This window comes from Haloplanus natans DSM 17983, from assembly GCF_000427685.1.
GTDB lineage: Archaea > Halobacteriota > Halobacteria > Halobacteriales > Haloferacaceae > Haloplanus > Haloplanus natans.
Genome location: NZ_KE386573.1, coordinates 843497 through 863724, shown reverse-complemented (window position 1 = coordinate 863724; position 20228 = coordinate 843497). Strand labels below are relative to the sequence as shown.

General features: G+C 66.2%; 18 protein-coding genes. 8 read left to right on the top strand and 10 right to left on the bottom strand.

The window, feature by feature from the left end; all coding sequences use genetic code 11:
• Window positions 1-9 precede the first annotated feature (9 nt).
• Both HALNA_RS06670 and HALNA_RS06665 read left to right on the top strand, forming a co-directional pair.
• Window positions 10-528 (top strand): TRAP transporter small permease, encoded by a 519-nt coding sequence (locus tag HALNA_RS06670; RefSeq protein ID WP_049935621.1) that lies wholly within the window; start codon window positions 10-12, stop codon window positions 526-528.
• A complete protein-coding gene (locus HALNA_RS06665) occupies window positions 525-1808 on the top strand; it encodes a TRAP transporter large permease (protein WP_049935620.1) in 1284 nt (427 codons plus the stop codon). The genes HALNA_RS06670 and HALNA_RS06665 overlap by 4 nt, the downstream gene beginning before the upstream one ends.
• A gap of 785 nt (window positions 1809-2593) precedes the next feature.
• On the opposite strand, the gene HALNA_RS06660 is transcribed toward HALNA_RS06665, so the two are convergent.
• Together HALNA_RS06660 and HALNA_RS06655 are read right to left on the bottom strand one after the other, a co-directional pair.
• Window positions 2594-3367 (bottom strand): IclR family transcriptional regulator, encoded by a 774-nt coding sequence (locus tag HALNA_RS06660; RefSeq protein ID WP_049935619.1) that lies wholly within the window; start codon window positions 3365-3367, stop codon window positions 2594-2596.
• 124 nt (window positions 3368-3491) lie between these two features.
• On the bottom strand, window positions 3492-5150 hold the full coding sequence (locus tag HALNA_RS06655; RefSeq protein ID WP_049935618.1) for a BCCT family transporter: 1659 nt from the start codon (window positions 5148-5150) through the stop codon (window positions 3492-3494).
• Window positions 5151-5274: 124 nt separating this feature from the next.
• Between HALNA_RS06655 and HALNA_RS06650 the strand changes: the two genes are divergently transcribed.
• From HALNA_RS06650 to HALNA_RS06630, 5 genes are all read left to right on the top strand, one after another.
• Entirely contained in the window at window positions 5275-6408 is a 1134-nt protein-coding gene (locus tag HALNA_RS06650; RefSeq protein ID WP_084509930.1) for a dipeptidase, read from the top strand.
• 155 nt (window positions 6409-6563) lie between these two features.
• Complete coding sequence (locus HALNA_RS06645; RefSeq protein ID WP_245576010.1) at window positions 6564-8225, top strand: hypothetical protein; 1662 nt, start codon at window positions 6564-6566, stop codon at window positions 8223-8225.
• The gene (locus HALNA_RS06640; RefSeq protein WP_049935616.1) at window positions 8222-9151 is read left to right on the top strand and encodes a hypothetical protein; all 930 of its coding nucleotides are present in this window, start codon (window positions 8222-8224) and stop codon (window positions 9149-9151) included. The genes HALNA_RS06645 and HALNA_RS06640 overlap by 4 nt, the downstream gene beginning before the upstream one ends.
• A 134-nt stretch (window positions 9152-9285) precedes the next feature.
• Window positions 9286-10731, top strand: a complete 1446-nt coding sequence (locus HALNA_RS06635) for an aldehyde dehydrogenase family protein (protein ID WP_049935615.1) — start codon at window positions 9286-9288, stop codon at window positions 10729-10731.
• 86 nt (window positions 10732-10817) lie between these two features.
• Window positions 10818-11798: an ornithine cyclodeaminase family protein gene (locus HALNA_RS06630; protein ID WP_049935614.1), complete on the top strand. Its 981-nt coding sequence runs from the start codon at window positions 10818-10820 to the stop codon at window positions 11796-11798.
• A gap of 2 nt (window positions 11799-11800) precedes the next feature.
• On the opposite strand, the gene solA is transcribed toward HALNA_RS06630, so the two are convergent.
• Together solA and HALNA_RS06620 are read right to left on the bottom strand one after the other, a co-directional pair.
• A complete protein-coding gene (solA, locus tag HALNA_RS06625; protein ID WP_049935613.1) occupies window positions 11801-12934 on the bottom strand; it encodes an N-methyl-L-tryptophan oxidase in 1134 nt (377 codons plus the stop codon).
• Complete coding sequence (locus HALNA_RS06620) at window positions 12934-13467, bottom strand: Rossmann-fold NAD(P)-binding domain-containing protein (protein WP_049935612.1); 534 nt, start codon at window positions 13465-13467, stop codon at window positions 12934-12936. The genes solA and HALNA_RS06620 overlap by 1 nt, the downstream gene beginning before the upstream one ends.
• Window positions 13468-13590: 123 nt before the next feature.
• On the opposite strand from HALNA_RS06620, the gene HALNA_RS06615 reads away from it, so the two are divergent.
• Window positions 13591-14016 carry a universal stress protein gene (locus HALNA_RS06615; protein ID WP_049935611.1) on the top strand — a complete coding sequence of 142 codons (426 nt, stop codon included), beginning with the start codon at window positions 13591-13593 and terminating at the stop codon, window positions 14014-14016.
• Between the two features lie 471 nt (window positions 14017-14487).
• On the opposite strand, the gene HALNA_RS06610 is transcribed toward HALNA_RS06615, so the two are convergent.
• The 6 genes from HALNA_RS06610 to HALNA_RS20555 form a co-directional block, all read right to left on the bottom strand.
• Window positions 14488-15501, bottom strand: a complete 1014-nt coding sequence (locus HALNA_RS06610) for a hypothetical protein (RefSeq protein ID WP_049935610.1) — start codon at window positions 15499-15501, stop codon at window positions 14488-14490.
• Window positions 15502-15539: 38 nt separating this feature from the next.
• Window positions 15540-17156, bottom strand: a complete 1617-nt coding sequence (locus HALNA_RS06605) for a hypothetical protein (RefSeq protein WP_049935609.1) — start codon at window positions 17154-17156, stop codon at window positions 15540-15542.
• On the bottom strand, window positions 17153-17926 hold the full coding sequence (locus HALNA_RS21460) for an ABC transporter ATP-binding protein (RefSeq protein ID WP_342665011.1): 774 nt from the start codon (window positions 17924-17926) through the stop codon (window positions 17153-17155). Before HALNA_RS21460 ends, HALNA_RS06605 begins: the two co-directional genes overlap by 4 nt.
• Window positions 17927-18015: 89 nt before the next feature.
• Window positions 18016-18414 carry a hypothetical protein gene (locus tag HALNA_RS06595; RefSeq protein WP_049935608.1) on the bottom strand — a complete coding sequence of 133 codons (399 nt, stop codon included), beginning with the start codon at window positions 18412-18414 and terminating at the stop codon, window positions 18016-18018.
• 167 nt (window positions 18415-18581) lie between these two features.
• Window positions 18582-19652: a guanosine monophosphate reductase gene (locus HALNA_RS06590; RefSeq protein ID WP_049935607.1), complete on the bottom strand. Its 1071-nt coding sequence runs from the start codon at window positions 19650-19652 to the stop codon at window positions 18582-18584.
• An 85-nt stretch (window positions 19653-19737) separates the two neighbouring features.
• Window positions 19738-19914: a DUF7501 family protein gene (locus tag HALNA_RS20555; RefSeq protein ID WP_169719022.1), complete on the bottom strand. Its 177-nt coding sequence runs from the start codon at window positions 19912-19914 to the stop codon at window positions 19738-19740.
• Window positions 19915-20228 lie beyond the last annotated feature (314 nt).

Sequence of the window (20228 nt, the reverse complement as noted above, 5' to 3'; positions counted from 1 at the left end):
ATACGATCTATGAATACGACGCTTCTACGGAAACTCGAACGGAACTTCGAGGGGTATATCGGGACGATCATGCTGTTCGCGTACACCCTACTCATCGGCTACACGATTTTCCAGCGGGAGACGTTCGGCGACCCGCCCTCGTACACGCTCTCGGTGACGCTCTACCTGTTCACGTGGATGACGTGGCTGGCTGCGGGCTGGGCCATCCGCCACGATTCGCATTTCCGGTTCACGCTGCTCCGTGAGCGGCTCTCCAACCGTGTGAACTACGCGCTCAGATACCTCGACATCGTCGCGTGGGTCTTTTTCGCCGGGATCGTCACCGTGTATCTGCTCGAAACCCTGCAGCTCAGGCTGGAGTCGGGCCGACAGATACTCGGGACGCCGATCCCGCTCTGGACGGCGTACTTGGCAGTCGCCGTCGGAATGGTTCTCATCGTCGTCCGATCGCTACAGAAGGCGGTGCTGATCCGCCGACAGTACAAGAACGGCGAGGACATCACGCCGACATCGAAGGTCGATATATGATCGTCGCGGCACTCTCGACCGGCGAACTCCTGCTGTTCGCGACGGTGCTCTGTGTGGTCCTGTTCGCCATCGGAATCCCGATCTATCTCGTCTTCGGCTTTTGGGGGCTGGTGTACCACGCTACCTCCGCGAGCTTCCCGATCAGCAACATAGCCACGGAACATTACGCCGTTCTGCAGACCTTCCCGTTCACGGCGATTCCGCTGTTCATCCTCGTCGGAGACCTGATATACGAGTCCGGCATCGCGGAGGATGTCGTCGAATTCACCAGGGAGACGATCGGCTGGTGGCCGGGATCGACCGGGAACACGGCGATCGGAACGGCGTCGATATTCTCGGCGATAACCGGGTCGAACGCCGCGACCACGGCATCGGTCGGGAACGCCCTGTACCCCCAGATGGAAGACGAGGGGTACGAAGACACCTACGCCGCAGGGACCATCGCCGCCGGCGGCGTTCTCGGGGCAATCATTCCACCTAGTATCCTGCTGATAATTTACGGCGTCGCCTTCGGCGTCTCGATCGTCGAACTGTTCAAGGCCGGCATCGCCCCCGGAATCGGGATGTTGATCGTCCTCGTCGGGATCAACACGTACTACTCGAAAAGGAACAGCTACGGGTCGCAGACGAGCCGCGGAATCGACCCGCTCGAGGCGGTCAAAGCCGCGTGGAACGCGAAGATCGGCATCGGAACGATCGTGATCCTGTTGGGTGGGATCTTTGCGGGGATCTTCACCCCGACCGAGTCGGCCGCCGTGGCGGTCATCTACATTCTCGCCCTGTCGGTCGGCACGGGGAGAATCACCTCTTTCGAACAGATCGTTCGCGCCTCGTTCTCGTCGTTGCTGTTGCTCGGGGTCATCATTCCGATGGTCGTGACGTCGGTCCTGATCCAACAGAGTATGTCGAATTTGGGGCTGCAGACGCTGATAGCCAACGCAGTCATCGGGCTCCAACACCCGTATCTCATCCTCTTTGCGATCCTCGCCATCATCTGGATCGCCGGGACGGTGATGGACGCGACGCCGAACCTGCTTCTCACGGCGCCGATGCTGGCCCCCGCTGCTGCGGAAATCGGGTGGGGTCCGATCGTCTGGGGAATGATCTTCATGATGGGCGACTCGGTCGGGTTCATCACGCCACCGTACGGGTTGAATCTCTACATCATCAGCGGCATCGCCGAAATCGACTACATCAGGGTCGCCCGAGCCGTGGTGCCGTATCTACTCGGACTGGTCGGGGTCTGGATCGGCTACGCGGTGATACATCTGTACGTCTGAGCGCCGACCCCGTGACACCGGTCCCGGGGTCGGTCGCGTTACTCCGCCGTCCGCGTTGGTACTGTGAAAACCCGGCACCGTCGAGAGCGCCCCGATATCTCGCCCACCTGTAGTAGCGTTTGGAACTGTTTGTACACCTGATCGCAGGACTGCGTGCGATCAGGTGTGCTCTGACTTACAACGGCTACTATAGCGTTCGGTCGAGTACGTGCTGGTGTTTCGGCCGACAAAACATAAGCAATCCGAAGTACTTGCATTCCTATTTGGAAACATAGAAGTATCGAGACGAGGCCTCCCACACGTCACAGGAGACGAATGGACCGAGAAACCGCTGGAGACACGGGGCACCCGATCCTAGTCGCAAAACGGCAGACGTAGAACGGATAGTCGGCGCAGAGGACACAGGACACCGCCGAGTGGATGGCCCCGGCACAGTTCGGCAATTCGCCTCGATAGTAGCCGGAAATCCGGAATCAACGCGTCGAGGAGGTCGCATCGGTTCCGTGGACTGCAACCGTCGGCCACGACGGCGGTCACGGACGATGGTTCAGTGAGTTCTGCCGCAAACGTGTATTTTTCCAAATATTATAATATTCTAGTGATATCGGTGGGAGAAAGGGGGAACGGGCTTCGCGGTCGATCGGTCCGAGTCGCGACGCTTCCGGGTGAATCATAGTCCCCTAACACCATTATGTGTGTTATTTTTGGGGTGACGGAGCGTCGGCGGATCGAGGTGAACGGTCGTTCGGTAGCTCCGAACGGCGATGAAGTCGCTCTCGGTCGCGTCAGGAGTACGACGCCCGAATCCCGATCAGTCGGGCAGTCTGGGTGACCAGTTCGGGCAGTTCGGAGCGGTATCGCTCGCCTTCCAGTCGGGTCGTCGGTCCGGAGACGCTGATCGATGCGAGCACCTCGTCGTCGGGGCCGAGAACGGGGGCGCCGACGGCACGCATGCCGACGAACCGCTCCTCGTCGTTGAACGCGAATCCCTGTTTCCGCACCGCGTCCAGTTCCGCCTCGAACGCGTTACGATCGGTGTACGTCGACGGCGTTCGTTCCCGGAGTTCGATGTTTTCGAGCAGTTCACTCCGGCGCGGTTCCTCGAGGTGGGCGAGATACGCCTTCCCGACTGCGGTCGCGTGGAGGTCGACCGTGGTGCCGATGTGGGAGTCCGTCTGCACGCCGCGTTCGGTCGTCGACTGGTAGATGTAGACGCCGCGCCCCCCTTCTTCGACCATCACGTACCCGTGTTCGTCCGTCGTGGAGACGAGTTCGTCGACGCCCTGTTTCGTCACGTCGTACAGGTCCAACCGGTCGCGGGCCGCGTTGCCGAGGTCCAGAAACTGGAGACCGAGATGGTAGACGCTCCCCTCCGTGACGACGTATCCCAATTCGACGAGTGTCCTGAGATGGTTGTGAACCGTGCTCTTCGAGGCGCCGAGGTCGGCGGCGAGTTCGGTGACAGTCGCCCCGCTCCGGTCACGGAGCCGTTCGATGACGGCGAACGACGTTTCGGTCGCTCCCACCGTCCGCGGTTCGTCCGACGTGTGCTCCGACATGGTCGATACAGTCGTCCGCAACGTATAAAAATTGAGTCGGTTGTACTCGTGCCGAACGAGCGTTCGGTATGGATGCAGGCCCGCGTAGCGTCGAGCGCCACGCGTCCGGGCGGCGGAGTTCCGGTCAGTCGTCCTCGGCGACCATCGTGTTGCCGTCGTCGGCGCTGGTCGACGTCTTGGCCCCTTTCGGGCTCCGGATCCAGGTCCGCTCGCCGTCGACGAGTGGGCTCCCGTGGTCCTTGGCGAGTTTCCACATGAAGACGAACATCGCGACGACACAGACGACGGCGAACGGCGCGCCGGTGACGATCACCGACGAGCGGAGCGCGCTCGCCCCACCGAGAACGACGAGGATCGAGGCGATCAGTCCCTGCAGGACGCCCCAGAAGACGCGGTTGATGCTGGAGGGGTCCTCCTTGCCGCCGGTGGTCAGCATCGCGACGGCGAGCGTCGACGAATCGGCGGAGGTGGCAAAGAAGGTCACGACGAGGATCAAAAAGAGCGGCTGCCAGAGTTCGCCGAGCGGAAGCGCGCCGAAGAGCGCGTACCCGGCGACGCCGTCGCCGAACTGGTTGACTGCGCCGAGGATGTCGGCGGTGCCGGTCTGCTGGAGCCACATCGACGTGCCGCCGACGACGGTGAACCAGACGACAGAGACCGAGGTCATGGTGACGAACGCGGTGAACAGCACCTCACGGATCGTCCGGCCCTTCGAGATGCGCGCGAGAAACAGGCCGACGAAGGGCGCCCACGCGATCCACCACGACCAGTAAAAGACCGTCCAGAAGGAGGTCCAGACTGCGCCGCCGTCGGTCCCGATGCCCGTGAACAGACTCATGCGGAAGAAGTTGCCGAGGTAGGTCCCGATAGCCAGCACGCCCGTGTTCAACACGGCCGCCCCGGAGATGCTGTCGAGGACGATACCCCCGATCAGCGTCGCCAGCAGGAGGACGGCCATCATCGCGACGTTGAAATCCGAGAGGCGGCGGATGCCGCGGTCGACGCCGGCGACCAGCGACAGGGTGAAGATGATCGTGATGCCCGTGATGGCGAGCAGCGTCTCCACGTTGCCGAACTGAATCCCCGTCCGGTAGGTGATGCCGGTGAGGATCTGTGTGGCGATGAAGCCGAGACCGGTCGCGATACCGCCCAGCGTCGCGACGACGGCGAGCGTGTCGATGGTGCGGCCGATGACGCCGTCGAGGTTCTTGGCGCCCAACACCGGCAGGAGGACGGTCGACGTGCGGAAGGGCGCGCCGTACTCGTAGACGTAGTACGCGACCGGAATGCCGATCGCCAGATAGCCGCCCCAGGCGGAGATGCCGTAGTGGAAGATGGCGTAGGCGAGCGCGGGAACCATCGCGCCCGTCGTGCCGGCTTCCACCCCGCTACTGAACAGCGTCGGGACGGTGCTGTAGTGAGTCAGCGCCTCAACGGGCCCGAAGAAGACGATGCCGGCCGAGAGGCCGGCCGAGAAGAACATCGACAGATACGAAAAGTTGCTGTACTCCGGATCGCCGTCCCCGAGTTTGATCTTCCCGTACGGGCTGAGCATCAGGTAGGCGCCGACGCCGATCATCAACAGCATCGAGAGGAGGTAGAGCCACGCGAGCCCCTGCCCGAACACGGTGAAAGCGGAGGAGATGCTCTGTGACACCAGCTCCGTCCTGACGGCGGCCAGTCCGATGAACACGAACGTAATCAGTGCCCCGAGCACGAACGGAATGGTGTCGATCTCGTCGACGAACTGTCTAAACACTCCTGAATCGGTTGATTGAGCCATGGGTTGCGCTCTGCCCTATTGGTTTCATTCGATTCATATATAAATTGTGGTCAACGTTAACACGCGTCCGCTCGGGACGACCACAGTGCGAAATTTTAACACTGACATCGGAGTACTGCGGGACATGAGCGACGAGACACCGGTCTTCGACTACGCGTCCTCGGCCCCGTGGGAGCAGGTCATCGAGGCGTACGGTGGGTCCGAGGAGTTGGCAGCGGCGATCGAGGGGATGGTCGCGGACGGCAAACCGAGAGACGAGTGCTGGGAGGCCATCTGGGATCACGAAGTCCGGCAGTTCGAGGCGGACAGTGAGTGTCGGCGTCGGGTACGGGACGTGTACGGGGCGGCGGGCGTCGACCTCCTCAGCGTGACGCCGTGGACACACGAGAGGGGTGTCTCGGAGCGGACGGGACAGCGGCGTGACCTCGCCCGGTGGCAGGCACGGTTCGACGCTGCCGACTGGCTACACAAGGTGACCTCGCCCGCGGAGGCTCGGCGTGTCGCGGCCGACGGTGATGTCGGCGTGATCCTCAACACGCAGAACGTCGGCGCGGCCATCGACGGCTCGCTCGACCGGATCGACACCCTGTACAACGAGGGTGTGCGGCTCTTCCAGCTCACGTACAACTACCAGAACCGGCTCGGGACGGGCTGTAACGACCCGTCCGGGGGTGGACTCTCGACGTTCGGTCGGGCCGCAGTCGATCGAATCAACGATCTGGGCGGGGTGGTCGACCTCTCTCACTGCGGGAAGCGGACGACGCTCGACGCCATCGCGTACTCCGAGGAGCCGGTCGCCGTGACACACGCGACGTGTCAGGGCGTCGCACAGCACTACCGGGGCAAATCCGACGAGGAACTGACCGCGCTCGCCGACGCGGACGGTTATCTGGGTATCGTGGCGCTCCCGTGGTTCATCGCCCCCGGTGTCGACGACCCGACGCTCGACGTCTTCGTCGAGCATCTGGCACACGCGAGCGACATCCTCGGCGTCGACAGGGTGGGCATCGGCACCGACTTCTATCCGGCCGACGTGCGGTTTCCGGAGGAACTCCTCTCGTACTACGAGGATCACATCATCGAACTCGGGTTCGACGAGGAAACGGTCCGGGAGCGGGAGACGGCTGCGGGTATCGGCGACTTCGAGACGTATCGGGACTGGGACCGTGTTCGCGAGGCGGTCGACTCCCGCTTCGGCGAGGCGGCGCCGGGAATCCTGGGCGATAACTTCCTCGCGTTCTGGGAGCGTGCGGTGTAGTCGGGCGCTCTCGGTCGAGGCGGCCGCAGACGCGGGCGCTCGGATCGTCGGCGGTGGCAAAGTTTTTATTTTCGTGTGAGAACACCGAGGGTGTCAATGGCTCCCAACAGAGGTGATTCAGCCGCGTGACATCGCTACGCGACCCGTCAGAGCTCATGCAACCCGAGCGATTGAGCGCACTCAAGCAGACGCGGCTCAGCTTCGCACGGCTGTTGCTGGACAAGATGGTCGAGGAGGAGTGGGAGATCACGGTGGAGCGATCCGATCTGGACGAGCGGGGTGTCGGGCGACTCGTCTACCGTATCGAAACGCCGTCGCGTCGGCTCTCCTTTGGCGTCTTCTCACACGATCCGGACGGGGAGAACACGGATCGAATCGTCGCGGACAACTGGGACATGTGGGGATTTCTGTGTGAGGGACGCGCCACGCCGGAGCTGATGGAGTCGCAGTTCGAGGAGCTGCCGTCGGTCAGGGACGGCCGGGCGACACCGGAGATACTGATCTGGACGCGCGCGAACCGGAGTTCGCGGTTTTTCGGACACGTCGTCGACTCGCTGGCGGCGGGTCACCAGCCGGACGTCGAGTTCTGTGCGCAGGGTGGCTACCTGATGCGGTCGTCGGGCTACTACGGAAACGGGCTGAACGGGACGAAGGAGTTCCGGGCGATGGACGGCGATCACCCGCTGAAGCGGCCGTACATGGCGCAGATGCTCTCGGTGTATCTCCTTCGGATCTTCAGCTACGACCTAGCCGAACACATCGCGTCGGCGCGAAACGACGACGCCCCGGCCATCGACTACGAGATCAAGCGGTATCTCGGGACCGGGAACTCGTCGGGCATCGGCATCGTCCACTACGTCGTCAACCACCCGCAGTTGATCGACGCCTGGCTTCGGGCCCGGGAAGTCGCGCTCGCCCGCGTCAAGGGGATTCGACCGGGCCCCGAGGACCGCGACCGATTCGGGACGATCCTGGCGGACGCACGGCGGTGGTTCGCGGAAGACGAGAGCGACACGAAGGAGTACTTCCTCTCGAAGGACCGCATCGCCGCGGGGCTAGAGCGGATCGGCCGGCGCGTCGCGCGCCGGTACGAGGGAGTCGAGACGCCGCCGACCTGGGAACGGCTCTGTGAGTGGGCCGAGGCCGAATTCGCGGCGGAGACGGTGGAACTGCTCCACTCGCTGTTGCTCGATACGCACCCGGAGACGTGTCGTGGGCTGGCGTCCTCGTTGACCGTCTCGGAGCGAAGCGACGTGGCGCCGGAGATGTCGGTCGCGACCCTCCGCTCGATCGTCGACGAACACTACGAGTGGGCGCTCGATATCGACCTGAGCGAGCCGGAGTCCCGCCGGTACTTCTGGTACCGATCGATCGACAGCGAGGAGCCACGGCTCGGTATTCGCGGCGAGCACGACTACGAGGAGTACGGCCTCCCCATCGACATCGCGCGGCAGGTACAGGCCCTCGACGCCGACCTCGGGGCGTACGACGCCGCGGCGCCGGTCGCCGACCTGCTGTTCGATCACCCGGATCACCGAAGCATCGTCGAACGGGTGCAGACGGTCCACGACCTGCCGTACGCCGAGGTTCGCACGAACCCCCTCGACGCCGAGTTCGTCCCGCTGTCGATGATCTCGTGTCTCAAGGCCATCTGGGGGATTCAGAAGGCGCACCCGAAATCCCAGGGGTGGGTCCGCGGGACGTTCTACCAGGGCGCCCCGCTCCCCGTGGACGTACGCAACGGGGAGGGCGGGGGTGTCGACTGGCTCTACCCGTCGAGACCGGCGCGGGCGCCACACTGGAGGGAGGACACATGAAACTGAGCGTCAGGGAAGTGTTCGACTTATCCGAGCGGTGTTTCCGCGCCGCCGGCTTCGCCGACGGGGCGGCACGAGCGAACGCGGAGAGTATCTGGTGGACCGAACTCACCAAGGGCTCGGGGCTCACGCTGCTGCACGAACTCCTGGACGAACTGCAGGATCTGGATCGGGGACGGCTGACGCGTCGGCGGGACGGGGCCGTCCCGGTCGTCGATGGCGCCGGGCAGCCGAGCATCGTCTCCGGGACTCCGACACTCGATCTCTGCTGTGCGCGAGCGGAGCGTCGCGGCCTCGGCCTCACCTACACCACGGTCGCCCCGGGGGATGACACCGTGGCCGCGCTCGGCCACGTCGCACACGCGGCGGCAAAGCGGGGGCTCCAGTCGGTCGTGCTGTACGCGAACCGCGTGGGCGACGCCGTGACCGTCACGGCCGAGCCCGCACGACCACACCCGATCGTGGGCGAGGCCGACCTCGGCGCTCCGTCGGTCGCGCACGCGACGATACTGGATGCGATCGACGAGGGCCCCACGGACCACTCGACCGACCTCCTGATACACGCACTCTTCGACGGGGACGGCGACGACGACGGGGCCGGGACGGCGGACGGACGGTTTGTGACCCGGCTCCTCGACGACGCGACGACCCCCGTCGAGGGACGGCCGGACGTGCCCGCGGGGTTCGTGACGATCTGTTTCGATCCAACCCACCCGACCCGGCCCCGGCGCGCCGAGCGGACGTTCCGCGAGGGTATCGACGTCTTCCGACCGGAGGAGGTCGGCACGCGGGCCGACCGGCTGCTTCGCGAGGGCGTCGACATCGAGCGGTCGGTGTGGGAGGACATCTTCGAGTACAGCAGCGACGTGCTCGCGCCGGAGTTCGAGGGGTCGTACCGGGGCGCGGGCTTCGAAATCAACGAGTGAGGGGGCCACCGGAACGTTTACGACGCTCCCCACGCACGGTCGATCCGTGTCGGTGCTGTCCGCGGAGCGTCCCGGCCGTCGTGACGACGGTCGTGACCCCTATGGAGCGCCGACGGCGGCGAGCGAGTCACACTATGACCGACACACAGTATCAGTACATCGACGGCGAATGGACGGATGGCGACGGGAACGAGCTGGTGGTCCGGAATCCGGCGTCGCCGGACGAGACGGTCGTCTCGTTTCCGGCGGCGACCGGTGCACAGGCGACGCGGGCGCTGGCCGCGGCCGACGAGGCCAGCGGGGCGTGGGGGGCGTCGACACCCGACGAGCGGGAGACGGTGCTTTACGACGCGGCGGACCGGGTGGAGGCGAACCTCGACAGGCTCGCGGAGACGCTCACGCTGGAGGAGGGCAAACCGATCTCGTCGAGTCGCGGGGAAGTGGCCCGTGCAGCGGAGATTCTGCGCTTTTTCGCCAGCTACACCCGCACCGCGACCGGCGACACCGTGCCGTCGACCGACCCCGAGACGTTCACGTATACGGTTCGGGAACCGCTCGGCGTCGTCTCGCTGATCACGCCGTGGAATTTCCCCATCGCGACGCCGACGTGGAAGGTCGCGGCGGCGCTCGCCTCGGGGAACGCCGTCGTCCTCAAGCCCTCCTCGGAGACGCCGACGATCGCGAAGCGCCTCGTCGAGATCCTCGCGGCGGCCGGCGTCCCCGACGGCGCCCTCAGCCTCGTCGTCGGCCCGGGATCGACCGTCGGCGACGAACTGATCACCGACGAACGCGTCGACGGCATCTCGTTTACGGGGTCGACGGGAACCGGGACGCACATCTCGACGACGGCCGCGGAGCGAGGGGTGCCGGTCCAGACCGAGATGGGGGGCAAGAACCCGCAGGTCGTGCTTCCGGACGCGGACATCGACGCCGCCGCCGACGCGGCCGTCGCCGGGGCGTTCGGGCTGACCGGGCAGGCGTGTACCGCGACCAGCCGGCTGCTCGTCCACGAAGCGGTGGCCGACCGGGTGACCGAAGCCGTCGTCGACCGTGCCGAGTCGCTCTCGGTCGGCCCCGGGATGGCTGATCCGGACATGGGGCCGGCCGTCTCCGCCGACCAGGACGAGACGAACTTCGAGTACGTCTCCATCGCACGCGAGGAGGGCGCGACGCTTCTGACCGGTGGAGGTCGACCGGCCGAACCGGAGTCGGGCTACTTCATCGAGCCGACGGTGGTCACCGACGTGGAGTCCTCGATGCGAATCGCCCAGGAGGAGGTGTTCGGGCCGGTCCTCTCGATCATCGAGGTGGCCGACTTCGACGAGGCGATCCGCGTCGCGAACGACGTGGCGTTCGGCCTCTCGGCGAGCGTCTTCACCGCCGATATGGCGCGGTGGCGCGAGTTCGTCGACCGGATCGAGGCCGGCGTGATCAAGGTGAACGGGACGACGAGCGGCTCCCAGATCCAGATGCCGTTCGGCGGGATGAAGGCGTCGTCGTCGGAGACGGCAAAGGAACTCGGCCAGCGGGCCTACGAGTTCTACACCCACGAGAAGTCGGTCTACCGGACCGATCCGTAGGGGGGATCGGCTGTCCACGGCAGGATCGAGGCCGACCCTGCACAACAGCTAAGAGGGACCCTCGCGAACGCGATGCACGTTCGACGATGGGCGTGACGCTATACTCCAGAGCGGACGTAGAACGCCGACTCGACCTCGAGGAGGCGTTGGACGTGGTGGAACGGACGTACGCCGAGAGCGCACGGGGGCGGGTGCTGAATCCGTCGAAGCTGACGATGCATCTCGGCGACGACGGCGGGTGGCCGGACGCGGACGCGTTCTCGATCGATATGCCCGCGTACGTCGACTGGCTCGGCGTCGCGGGGACGAAGTGGGCCGTCGCGACGTGGGACGCCGACACACAGCCGCCGATCAGTTCGCTCGTGTTGCTGTTCGACCTCGACCGCGGCGCGTTCACCGCGGTCATGGAGGGCATGTATCTGACCGGCGTCCGCACGGCCGTACAGTCCGTCGTCGGGCTGCGACGGCTGATGGCGACTGAGCCGACGACGGTCGGCGTCGTCGGTGCCGGGTTTCAGGCCCGGTTTCAACTCCTCGTGATCGACCACCTGCTCGATATCGAGACGTTCCGGCTCTACGACGTCGACGGTGAGCGCGCCCGCTCGCTCGCAGCGGCCGTCGACCCGGAGCTTGCCGCGGCCACGGTCGTCGAGGACGCGCCCGCGAGCGTCGCCGACAGCGACGCCGTCGTGACCGTCACGGATTCAAAGACGCCGGTGTTAGACGAGGCGTGGCTCGACGAGCCGTCGCTCGTCGTCGCGCTCGGCTCGTACCGGGAGTTGTCGGACGCGACGATACGCGGGGCCGATCATCTCGTCGTCGACCATCCGGAGCAGTGTCTCCAGCGTGGCGCGCTGGCCGACTTGGCCACGCGGGGCGAACTCGGCGCCGAGGACCTGGACGCGACGATCGGCGACGTGGTCGACGGCGGGTACCGGCCGTCGATCGGACGCGACGAGCGGGTCGTCTTCGTTCCCATCGGGGTCGGCGCCCTCGACGTCGCCATCGCCGAACACCTGCGCCGCGAAGAGGGCACCGACGCACTCGACGAGTTCGATTTCGTCTGAGCCTACCGGTCGAACCGCGGGATGGCGAACCGGTCGATCGGGTGTTCGGTCGTGCCCTCCATCGCCAGATCGGCGAGGATTTCGCCGACGACGGGCGCGAATTTGAAGCCGTGGCCGGAGAAGCCGGCGCCGACGACGACGTTGTCGTGGTCGGGGTGCCTATCGAGCAGGAAATCCCGATCGGGCGTGTTGGTGTACAGACAGTCCACGAGCCGCATGGTCGGTCCCGTTCCGGCGGGGACGTACTCGTCGGCGAACCGCCGGAGGACCGCCTCGTCGTCGCGGGTCGGCTCTCGGCGTAGCTCTTCGACGGCGCCAGTCTCGCCGCAGTGGTGGTGTTTGCCGAGTTTGAACCCCGGCACTTCGAAGGCGGGGAACCCGTAGTAGTTGCCCTCGGGCACGTCCGCGACGAACACGGGGAACCGCTCGGGCGTGAACCGCTCGGGGGCGGTCGGCTGGAACCATCCGAGAACCTGTCGCTCGGGGGCGAGAATCGGGTCGAGCGTCGGAAACAGTTCGCCCGTCCACGCCCCGACGGTGGTAACGAGTGTCTCCGCGGTGTACGTTCCGCGGTCGGTGACGACGCAGACGCCGGATTCGTCCGCCGTCCACTCGTGGACGCGTTCGCGGGCGCGGATCGTCGCGCCCCGTTTCTGTGCCGCTTGGACGTGGGCGACGACGGACTGCTCGGCGTGAGCGAACCCGCCGTCGGGCTGGTAGACCGCCCGATACTCGTCCGGCAGGTCGAGTCCCCCCGGTCGTTCGGTCAGTTCCCGGCCGGTCAACACCGTGTGTTCGAGGTCGTGGACCGCACAGGACTCCTTCGACCCGGTGAACACGTCGCTATCGGGCGGCCCGAAATCGAGCGAGCCAGTGCGATAGAACAGCTGTCGGTCGTGTTCGGCCTCCAGATCCGTCCACAGGTCGAGCGACCGCTGGGCGAGCGGAACGTAGTCCGGGTGCTTGAACTGTGGCACGCGGATGATACGCGTCACGCCGTGTGAGGAGCCCTTCGCGTGTGGCACGTCGAACCGTTCGATACCGAGGACGTCGGTGCCGCGCCGGGCCAGATGTGACGCGGCCGCACTCCCCATGCCGCCGACGCCGAGGACGATGACATCGTGGTCGGGCGTCATCAGTAGGGCTTGGTGAAGTACGGCTCCTCGAACATCGTCGGCGTCCGTCCGAGTCCGGCGGCTTTCGCGTTTTCGTACACCTCGTTCGTCCACGCCACGTCCTCCATCGGGAGCCCCGGCGAGTAGAGTGTCGACCGCCCCTCCGTCGGCGCCGTATCCGCGCCACCGACGAGTTCGTGGAGCGTCCGCAGATCGGTGCGGTCGATATCGAGCCCGAGGCCGTAGTCGACGGCGGCGCCCAGCCGGTTCATCACCTCCCAGTCGACCCGCTCGGCGAACTCCAGCGCGTTCCCACGAACGTCACAAAAAATCCGGTCGGCGTCGAACGTGTCGGCGTTTTCCAAGTTACCGGGGAAGGTCGTCACGTGTCCGTGCATATGTTCGCCGGGGTTCCCCATGAGCACCTGACCGCGGTTGTAGAGGTCGAAGACGGACGCCATCGTCTCGACGCATCGATCCATCTCGACGATACCGGCGTCGAGCGTCGCCTCCTGTGATAAGAAGCGTAGCTCGACAGGCTGTCGCTCCGACATTACACCGTCGGTCGACGCGCTGGTATATACCTCTGTTGACGGGGACGACGAACCGGACGCGTCGCCGCCCGGCACGGTTGGAATGTCAGAAGGTATTTATTGTATGGCTGTCATACTGGCCGCATGGTAGTTCTGGCAGCAATCGACGATACGGACGGCGCGGCAACCGTACTCGACGAGGCGGGACGGCTCGCAGCCGATATCGGCGAGGATCTGCACGCGGTGCACATCATCGAGCGGTCCGAACTCGTCGACGTCCTGGAAAAGGAGGTGGAGGGACAGTCCTTCAGCGAGAACTACGAGGTCCAGAAAGTGGGCGAGAACATCGTCGCCCGGGCGGCCGATCCGTCGAGGCCGGAACCCTCCGTCTCGGTCCGCGTCGGTGATCCGGGTGGCGAGATCATGGCGTGTGCCGAGGAACTGGGGGCGCGGTACGTCGTCCTCGGCGGGCGACAGCGCTCGCCGACGGGGAAGGCGCTGTTCGGGAGCGTCGCACAGAAGGTGCTCATCAACTCGCTGGTGCCGGTGCTCAGCGTCTCGGTGGACTGATCGGGCACGCCTCGGTCGACGCCGACACGGCCATCGATCGACCCATCACAATTCCGTAATTTCCTTCATATTATTTGTCTTTATATATTAACGCCCAGTTCGGTCGACGACGAGTGATCCGACGAACGCTCCGTTTTCGCCTCCGTCTCCAGTTTCGGCGACTGTTCGTTCATCGACAGCGCCACCGGAGCGACGCGCCGATGAGCGTAACGAATCCGTGCGACAGTGGCCGACAAATCGACCGATACGAAGCGTTGTAACTGTGTACCGGCGGATCGCCGGACTGCTCGACGAACCACCGGTGCTGAGGTATAACACACCGTATGAGAGTCGATACCGGCCCCGAGGACGGTGCCAGTATCGGGGAGCGGCCGTACGGCAGTATGTAATTTTGCTATAATACATTGGGATATTATAGTTTTGGCGTCGCCGAGATACCCGTCGTCGACGGCGATGCGTTCGGTCGTCGCGTCAGGATGGATCGGAGACGTACAGCGCGTACCGGTAGAGCGCGTCGTCGTACCAGAGGAGTCGGCCGCTGGCGGCCGTGTCGACGGCACCCAGTCCCAAGCGTTCGAGGAGCGTGTCGAACGCCGACGAGAGGGGCGTCGTCTCGGCGTACGTCCCCCGGTCGATGGCTCGTCCCAGGCGCGTCCGAACGGTATCGGAGAGGGTGCCGGGTGCGAGTTCGGCGTCGATCCGCGAGCCGAAGACGACCTTCCGGAACGCGTCGCGGGTGCTGGCGACGGGGATGGCGAGGGCCGTGTATGCCGTCTCGACGATCCGCTCGCGGGCGACGCGGACCCGGTAGGCCCACGTCCCGCTCTCGGTCGTCGCCACCATTCGGCCGTCGAGGGCACCCGTCGCGAGTCTGCTCTCCAGTTCCGCCGGGCGTCGGAGCACGTACGCGTCGCCACGGAGCAGGTCCGCGGTGCTCGTCTCGCCGTCGGTCTGCGTGTACGTATGGAGAATTTTGAGGGCCCGCGCGCTCGGCCGCGGAAGTGAGTCGATCACCGCCGCGTCGGGCGGTGGGTCCGAGACGGGGTCGACGCGGACGAGCGGTCGCTCCAGCCGTCGTCGCCCCGTGACGACCGAGGCGAGCCGGTAGTACGTCCCCTCGTGGTCGACGTACGCGTCGCTCGGGAGGGGCTCGTAACCGTACGTCGTGTGCCGACCGTCCGGCAGGACGGCGTCGAGGGCAGTCCGGGCGGGCGCCCCGAACAGCGCCCCGTCGGCGGGGGAGTAGAGGGCGTGTTCGACCGGCGAGGCGTCGACCGACTCGACGTGCAGCGTGTACTCCGGGGCGGCCTCGTCGCTACCGATGGGAAGCGACGAACAGCCGGCGAGTGCGGCGATCGTCGTCGCGCCGGCGACATGGAGGGCACGTCTACGGGTGATGCTGTCGGCTTCCTCCGTTTCGCGGGCGTCGTCATCCTGCGGTGACGGATCGCTCGATCGGCGGGCGATCGGCGGTGCGGGGACCATACTGGATCGAGTATCCCCGGCCTGTTGGCAGTGTCGATTCAGCCGACCGTGTAGCACCGATACCGGCGGACTGCGTACCGGTACGACGCGTACGACACGGCGAGGGTGAGCGCGAGGGACGCACCGAGAGCCACGAGGAGGGCGGGCGTGACGACGGGGTGGCCGGTGAGAAAGACCCACGTCGCGATCAGGGCGAGGGCCGTCCCCACGCCGACGACGACGATGTAGGTGAGCATGACGAGCGTCGACGGGACGACCGTCTCGGTCCCCCAGAACGCCCGCTCCTCGTAGACGGGGTACGCCGTACCGAGGCCGACGGCGAACGCGGCGGCGGCGACGCAGGTGCCGGCACCGACGAGGGCGAACCCGACGGCGTAGCGCGGGGACAGCCCCAGCGACACCGACGCCAGCGTGCCGAGGCCGACGACGGGCAACCCGACCGTGAGGCCAGCGAGCGTCCGGCCGCGGACGAGCGTCCGAGGCAGCGTCGCCGTGAGCAGGAGGACGGGCAACTGCGGACGGTCGTCGCCGAGTGGGTTCAGCCCGAACGTCGCGCCGGCGAGGTACGTCCCGACGCCGACGCCAGCACCGGCGACGAGCGGACCGAGCGCGTCCCCCGACGACTCCGCGAGGGTCGTGCCGAACGGGCCGACGAAAAAGAGGGCGACGACCAGATGAGCGAGGTCCTGTGGCTGCCGTCGTGCGTGGACGAGGTGGGCCCACGCGATGCGCCCGACTTTCCGCCACGAGAACGGCCACGGGACCGCGAACCGGCCCGTCGGCCCCGTCGCGGTGCTCGGAGCGTCCCGGGCCGGCGCGTCGGTGAACCAGAGGCGGGCTGCCCCACGCGTCGCGACGGCGAGGGCGACGGGAGTGAGGACGAGCAGGGCCACGAGGACCGAGAGCGCACCCGCCGAGGGCGGCCGGGCCAGCGGCGTCCCGACGAACGCGAGCGCGGCGTAGTCGACGACTGGGGGCAGCGAAAGCGTCGAGACGGCACGCGTGAGGGCCGCGCCGTCGATAGCGAGATACCGGCCGACGAACTGTGTGGCGACCACGACGGCGAGCATCGCGACGATGCCGACGGCTTTCAGCACGCGCCGGGCGCCGGGGAGCCGACGGAGGAGTCGCAGGGCGGCGATGCCCGAGGCGTACCCCCAGACGGCGGCCCAGGCGACGAGCGGCAGGGCGACGAGCGCGGCCGAGAGCGGAAACACCGTCGATCCGAGCCCCAGGGCGAACGCCGCGACGACCGCCGCCGTGGGAACGCCGAACCACGTCACCAGCCGCGCGAATTCGGCACCGACGAGGCCGAGAACGACGGCACGCGGGGGGACAGCCGTCAGAACGAGTTCGTGAGCGTCGATCCGGCCGATCCGTTCCAGCGTCCGGAGCGTCGCGAGCGCGACGAGGACGGCCGGAACCGCCGTCGTGGCCGGAGCAAAGCCGGGAACCGCGTCGACGGCCCGTGCCGACCGGCCGAGGGCGTACGCCGTCGGGAGCGTCACGAGGAGAGTTCCACCGAAAAACAGGACGACGACGACGAGGCCAACGAGTCGACGCGTGCTATGGACGTAGCCACGGAGGCTTCGGACGTACTCGGCGCGGGCGATACGAACGCCGTGGCGGAGGTCACGGCGCAGGAACGGGCTCATTCGTCGGGGACCGCCCGGTCGTGTTCGTGGGCGTTCGTCACCGCGAGGAAGGCGTCTTCGAGCGATCCCCCCGCCGTCTCGGCGCGCGCCGTCACGTCGGCGGGCGTCCCTTCGGCAACGAGGCGCCCGTCGAACAGCACGCCGATTTCGTCGGCGACGGCCTCCGCGACGGGGAGAACGTGCGTCGAGAGGAAGACGGTCGTCCCGTCGTCGGCGAGCGCGGTGATCGACTCGCGGATGCGGCGGGCCGCACGCGGATCGAGTCCCGAGGTCGGTTCGTCCAGAAAGAGCACGTCCGGATCGTGGAGGACGCTCTGGACGAACGCCGTCTTGCGTCGCATCCCTTTCGAGTAGGCGTCGATCCGCTTGTCGGCGTCGGCGGCGAGGTCGAACCGTTCCAGATAGTCGGCGATACGGTCGGGATGTCGCGAAGGTCGGCGACGTACGTCAGCTGTTCGCGGGCGCTGAACTCGTCGTACAGCGGCGGTGTTTCGGGGAGGTAGCCGACGCGGCCGGCGACGGCTCGCCGGTCGTCGACGGGGTCGCCGTGGATGCGGACGTCGCCGCTCGTGGGGTTCGAGAGGCCGGTCAGTAGTCGAATCGTCGTCGTCTTCCCGGCGCCGTTCGGGCCGAGGAAGCCGTAGACGACACCCGACGGGATCGAGAAGGAGACGCCGTCGAGGGCGACTTCGGAGCCGTACGTCTTCCGGAGGGCGGTCGCCTCGACGGCGGGGCGGTCCGTGGAGGGCACGATGGGTATGGGTTTCCATGGCCGACGCCTAATAGTTACGACTCCGCGGATCGGGGGAGTGGCGGACCACCGTCGGCTCGCGGCAGGCACCACCTGTACCGAGCCGTCTCACCCCCCGGCTTCGTCGGTGTTGAGCCGGTAGTACGTCGTCGTCCCGTCGGCCGTCTCGATCCGTTTCTCGGCGACCATCCCGTCGGCGACCAGTTGGTCGAGCGCCGCGTCGATGTCGTCGACCAGCATCCCGCTCGCGACGACATCGCCGGCGACATCGACCAGTTCGTCCGGAATCTCGGTCAGGAGTTCGCGAATCGTCTCGGGACGGGCGTCGTTACCGAAGTCGACGCCGCGAACGATTTCGGCTTTCGTGTACGCGTTGTCGATATTTTCGGAGAGGAAGGCGACGATCAGTTCCGCCTCGTCGTCGTAGTCGCCGACTGGAGTCGTCTCCGTCGCAGTCGGGCTATCAGTGCGGGCACCGGAGTCCCACTCGTCGTCGGAGATGGGCATACTCCTCCCTGCCAGTCGAGGCGTATCAATCTTCGTCCGTGTCTCACGACGAGCGACAGCAGCCCCTCGGGTCGAGGCCGCCGCTCATAGTGATCATTGTAAGTCAGTACCGGTGGTTTGCCGACCCGTTCTGGCGAACCACCGGTAAACAGTTACAATAAACACTATCAGTCGGCCTCGCCCCCGCTGTCGACGGTCACGCCTTCCCAGTCGTGGTCGGCGTGGAAGCCTTCGCGTTCTTTCGCACCCGGCGCCACCCGGACGAATTCGGCTGTTTCGCGGGCTTCGGCGACCGTGTGGCCGCCACAGTACGAGAGCCCGGAACGAATGCCGGCACAGAACTCCTCGACGACCCCCGCGACCGGCCCCTTGTACGGCGTCAGTGCCTCGACCCCTTCGTCGGCGTCGATATCGTTCGACTTGTCCTCGCGGGCCTCGTCCGCGGCCGTCGTCGCCATCCCCCGTGACCGCTTGTACCGCGTGCCGTCCACCTCGACGACGCGACCCGGTGCCTCGTCCGTGCCGGCGAAGAGACTCCCGAGCATCACGGTGTCCGCACCGGCCAGCAGGGCCTTCACCGCGTCGCCGGAGTTGCGGATGCCGCCGTCCGCACAGAGCGTCACGCCGTGGTCGGCGGCGACGCTCGCACAGTCGTCGACCGCGGTCAGTTGTGGCACGCCGGCCCCGGCGACTTTGCGGGTGGTGCAGTGTGACCCCGGACCGATCCCGACTTTCACGCAGTCGGCACCGGCGGCCGCGAGGTCCGCGACGCCGGTCGGCGTCGCGACGTTCCCGGCGACGAGGTCGGTGGCCGGAAACGCCTCGGTGAGCGCCTCGACGGCGTCGAGTGCCCGTTCGAGGTGGCCATGCGCCACGTCGACGACGAGGGCGTCGACACCCGCATCGACCAGCAACTCGGCACGGGCGACGTAGTCCTCGTCGATACCGACGGCGGCGGCGGCCCGTTCGCCCGCCGCCGCCACCTCGGCTACCTGACTCGCCTGTTCCTCGGGCGTGAGAAATCGGTGGATGACGCCGAGTCCGCCCGCGCGACTGAGTTCGCACGCCATCGGCGCCTCGGTCACGGTGTCCATCGCCGCCGAGACGAGCGGTGTCTCGAGCCGGACGGTCGGCGTGAGCGTCGTCGAGAGGTCGACATCGTCGCGGCTGTCGACCGCCGACCGCTTCGGGACCAGCAACACGTCTCCATAGCTCAATCCGGTGCGTACGTCGTCCATATCCCCGACGAACCAGCCGATGTGGAAATATAAACGTCTCGGATCGGAGCGGGCGGGACACACCCGTCCGAACGTCGACGCCGGATCAGCCCGACCAGCCACCGCCGATATCGTCGGCGACTCGCTGGCGCCAGACGCCGTACGCCCCGTCGCACGCCTCGCTCTCGTCGAGGTGTCTCACGAACCCCTCGCCGGGGGACGGGAGTGCTTGTCCACAGAACGGGCACTGGTTCGGGTCCGTCCACGTTTCGCTGGCTGCCATGTGAACAAATACCATGCCGTTGATTAAAATAGTTGTGTTATTTTTGAATATCTCGCTATCTCTCACTATATGCACGGCTATTCCACTCGTATATCCAAGAAATAGAGCCACGTTCGGAGATAGTGATAGTAGTTCAACTATCGAGTGCGAGCGACACGGGGACGGCGCCGTCCGGGGTGGCGTGCCGACGGGCAACACGTGTTTGGGAGATGTCGACGTGGAGTGCCAACGAGAGATCACACGCGCATCGCCGCGAACGGCACGCGCCCGGACACGACGCGGTACGACGGGGTAACGTATCTGCGCTCTGGTAC

Excerpts from the sequence above, each read along its gene's own strand:
- HALNA_RS06670 (WP_049935621.1), top strand. The coding sequence starts at position 10 with ATGAATACGACGCTTCTACGGAAACTCGAACGGAACTTCGAGGGGTAT.
- HALNA_RS06665 (WP_049935620.1), top strand. The coding sequence starts at position 525 with ATGATCGTCGCGGCACTCTCGACCGGCGAACTCCTGCTGTTCGCGACG.
- HALNA_RS06660 (WP_049935619.1), bottom strand. The coding sequence starts at position 3,367 with ATGTCGGAGCACACGTCGGACGAACCGCGGACGGTGGGAGCGACCGAA.
- HALNA_RS06655 (WP_049935618.1), bottom strand. The coding sequence starts at position 5,150 with ATGGCTCAATCAACCGATTCAGGAGTGTTTAGACAGTTCGTCGACGAG.
- HALNA_RS06650 (WP_084509930.1), top strand. The coding sequence starts at position 5,275 with ATGAGCGACGAGACACCGGTCTTCGACTACGCGTCCTCGGCCCCGTGG.
- HALNA_RS06645 (WP_245576010.1), top strand. The coding sequence starts at position 6,564 with ATGCAACCCGAGCGATTGAGCGCACTCAAGCAGACGCGGCTCAGCTTC.
- HALNA_RS06640 (WP_049935616.1), top strand. The coding sequence starts at position 8,222 with ATGAAACTGAGCGTCAGGGAAGTGTTCGACTTATCCGAGCGGTGTTTC.
- HALNA_RS06635 (WP_049935615.1), top strand. The coding sequence starts at position 9,286 with ATGACCGACACACAGTATCAGTACATCGACGGCGAATGGACGGATGGC.
- HALNA_RS06630 (WP_049935614.1), top strand. The coding sequence starts at position 10,818 with ATGGGCGTGACGCTATACTCCAGAGCGGACGTAGAACGCCGACTCGAC.
- solA (WP_049935613.1), bottom strand. The coding sequence starts at position 12,934 with ATGACGCCCGACCACGATGTCATCGTCCTCGGCGTCGGCGGCATGGGG.
- HALNA_RS06620 (WP_049935612.1), bottom strand. The coding sequence starts at position 13,467 with ATGTCGGAGCGACAGCCTGTCGAGCTACGCTTCTTATCACAGGAGGCG.
- HALNA_RS06615 (WP_049935611.1), top strand. The coding sequence starts at position 13,591 with ATGGTAGTTCTGGCAGCAATCGACGATACGGACGGCGCGGCAACCGTA.
- HALNA_RS06610 (WP_049935610.1), bottom strand. The coding sequence starts at position 15,501 with ATGGTCCCCGCACCGCCGATCGCCCGCCGATCGAGCGATCCGTCACCG.
- HALNA_RS06605 (WP_049935609.1), bottom strand. The coding sequence starts at position 17,156 with ATGAGCCCGTTCCTGCGCCGTGACCTCCGCCACGGCGTTCGTATCGCC.
- HALNA_RS21460 (WP_342665011.1), bottom strand. The coding sequence starts at position 17,926 with ATGGAAACCCATACCCATCGTGCCCTCCACGGACCGCCCCGCCGTCGA.
- HALNA_RS06595 (WP_049935608.1), bottom strand. The coding sequence starts at position 18,414 with ATGCCCATCTCCGACGACGAGTGGGACTCCGGTGCCCGCACTGATAGC.
- HALNA_RS06590 (WP_049935607.1), bottom strand. The coding sequence starts at position 19,652 with ATGGACGACGTACGCACCGGATTGAGCTATGGAGACGTGTTGCTGGTC.
- HALNA_RS20555 (WP_169719022.1), bottom strand. The coding sequence starts at position 19,914 with ATGGCAGCCAGCGAAACGTGGACGGACCCGAACCAGTGCCCGTTCTGT.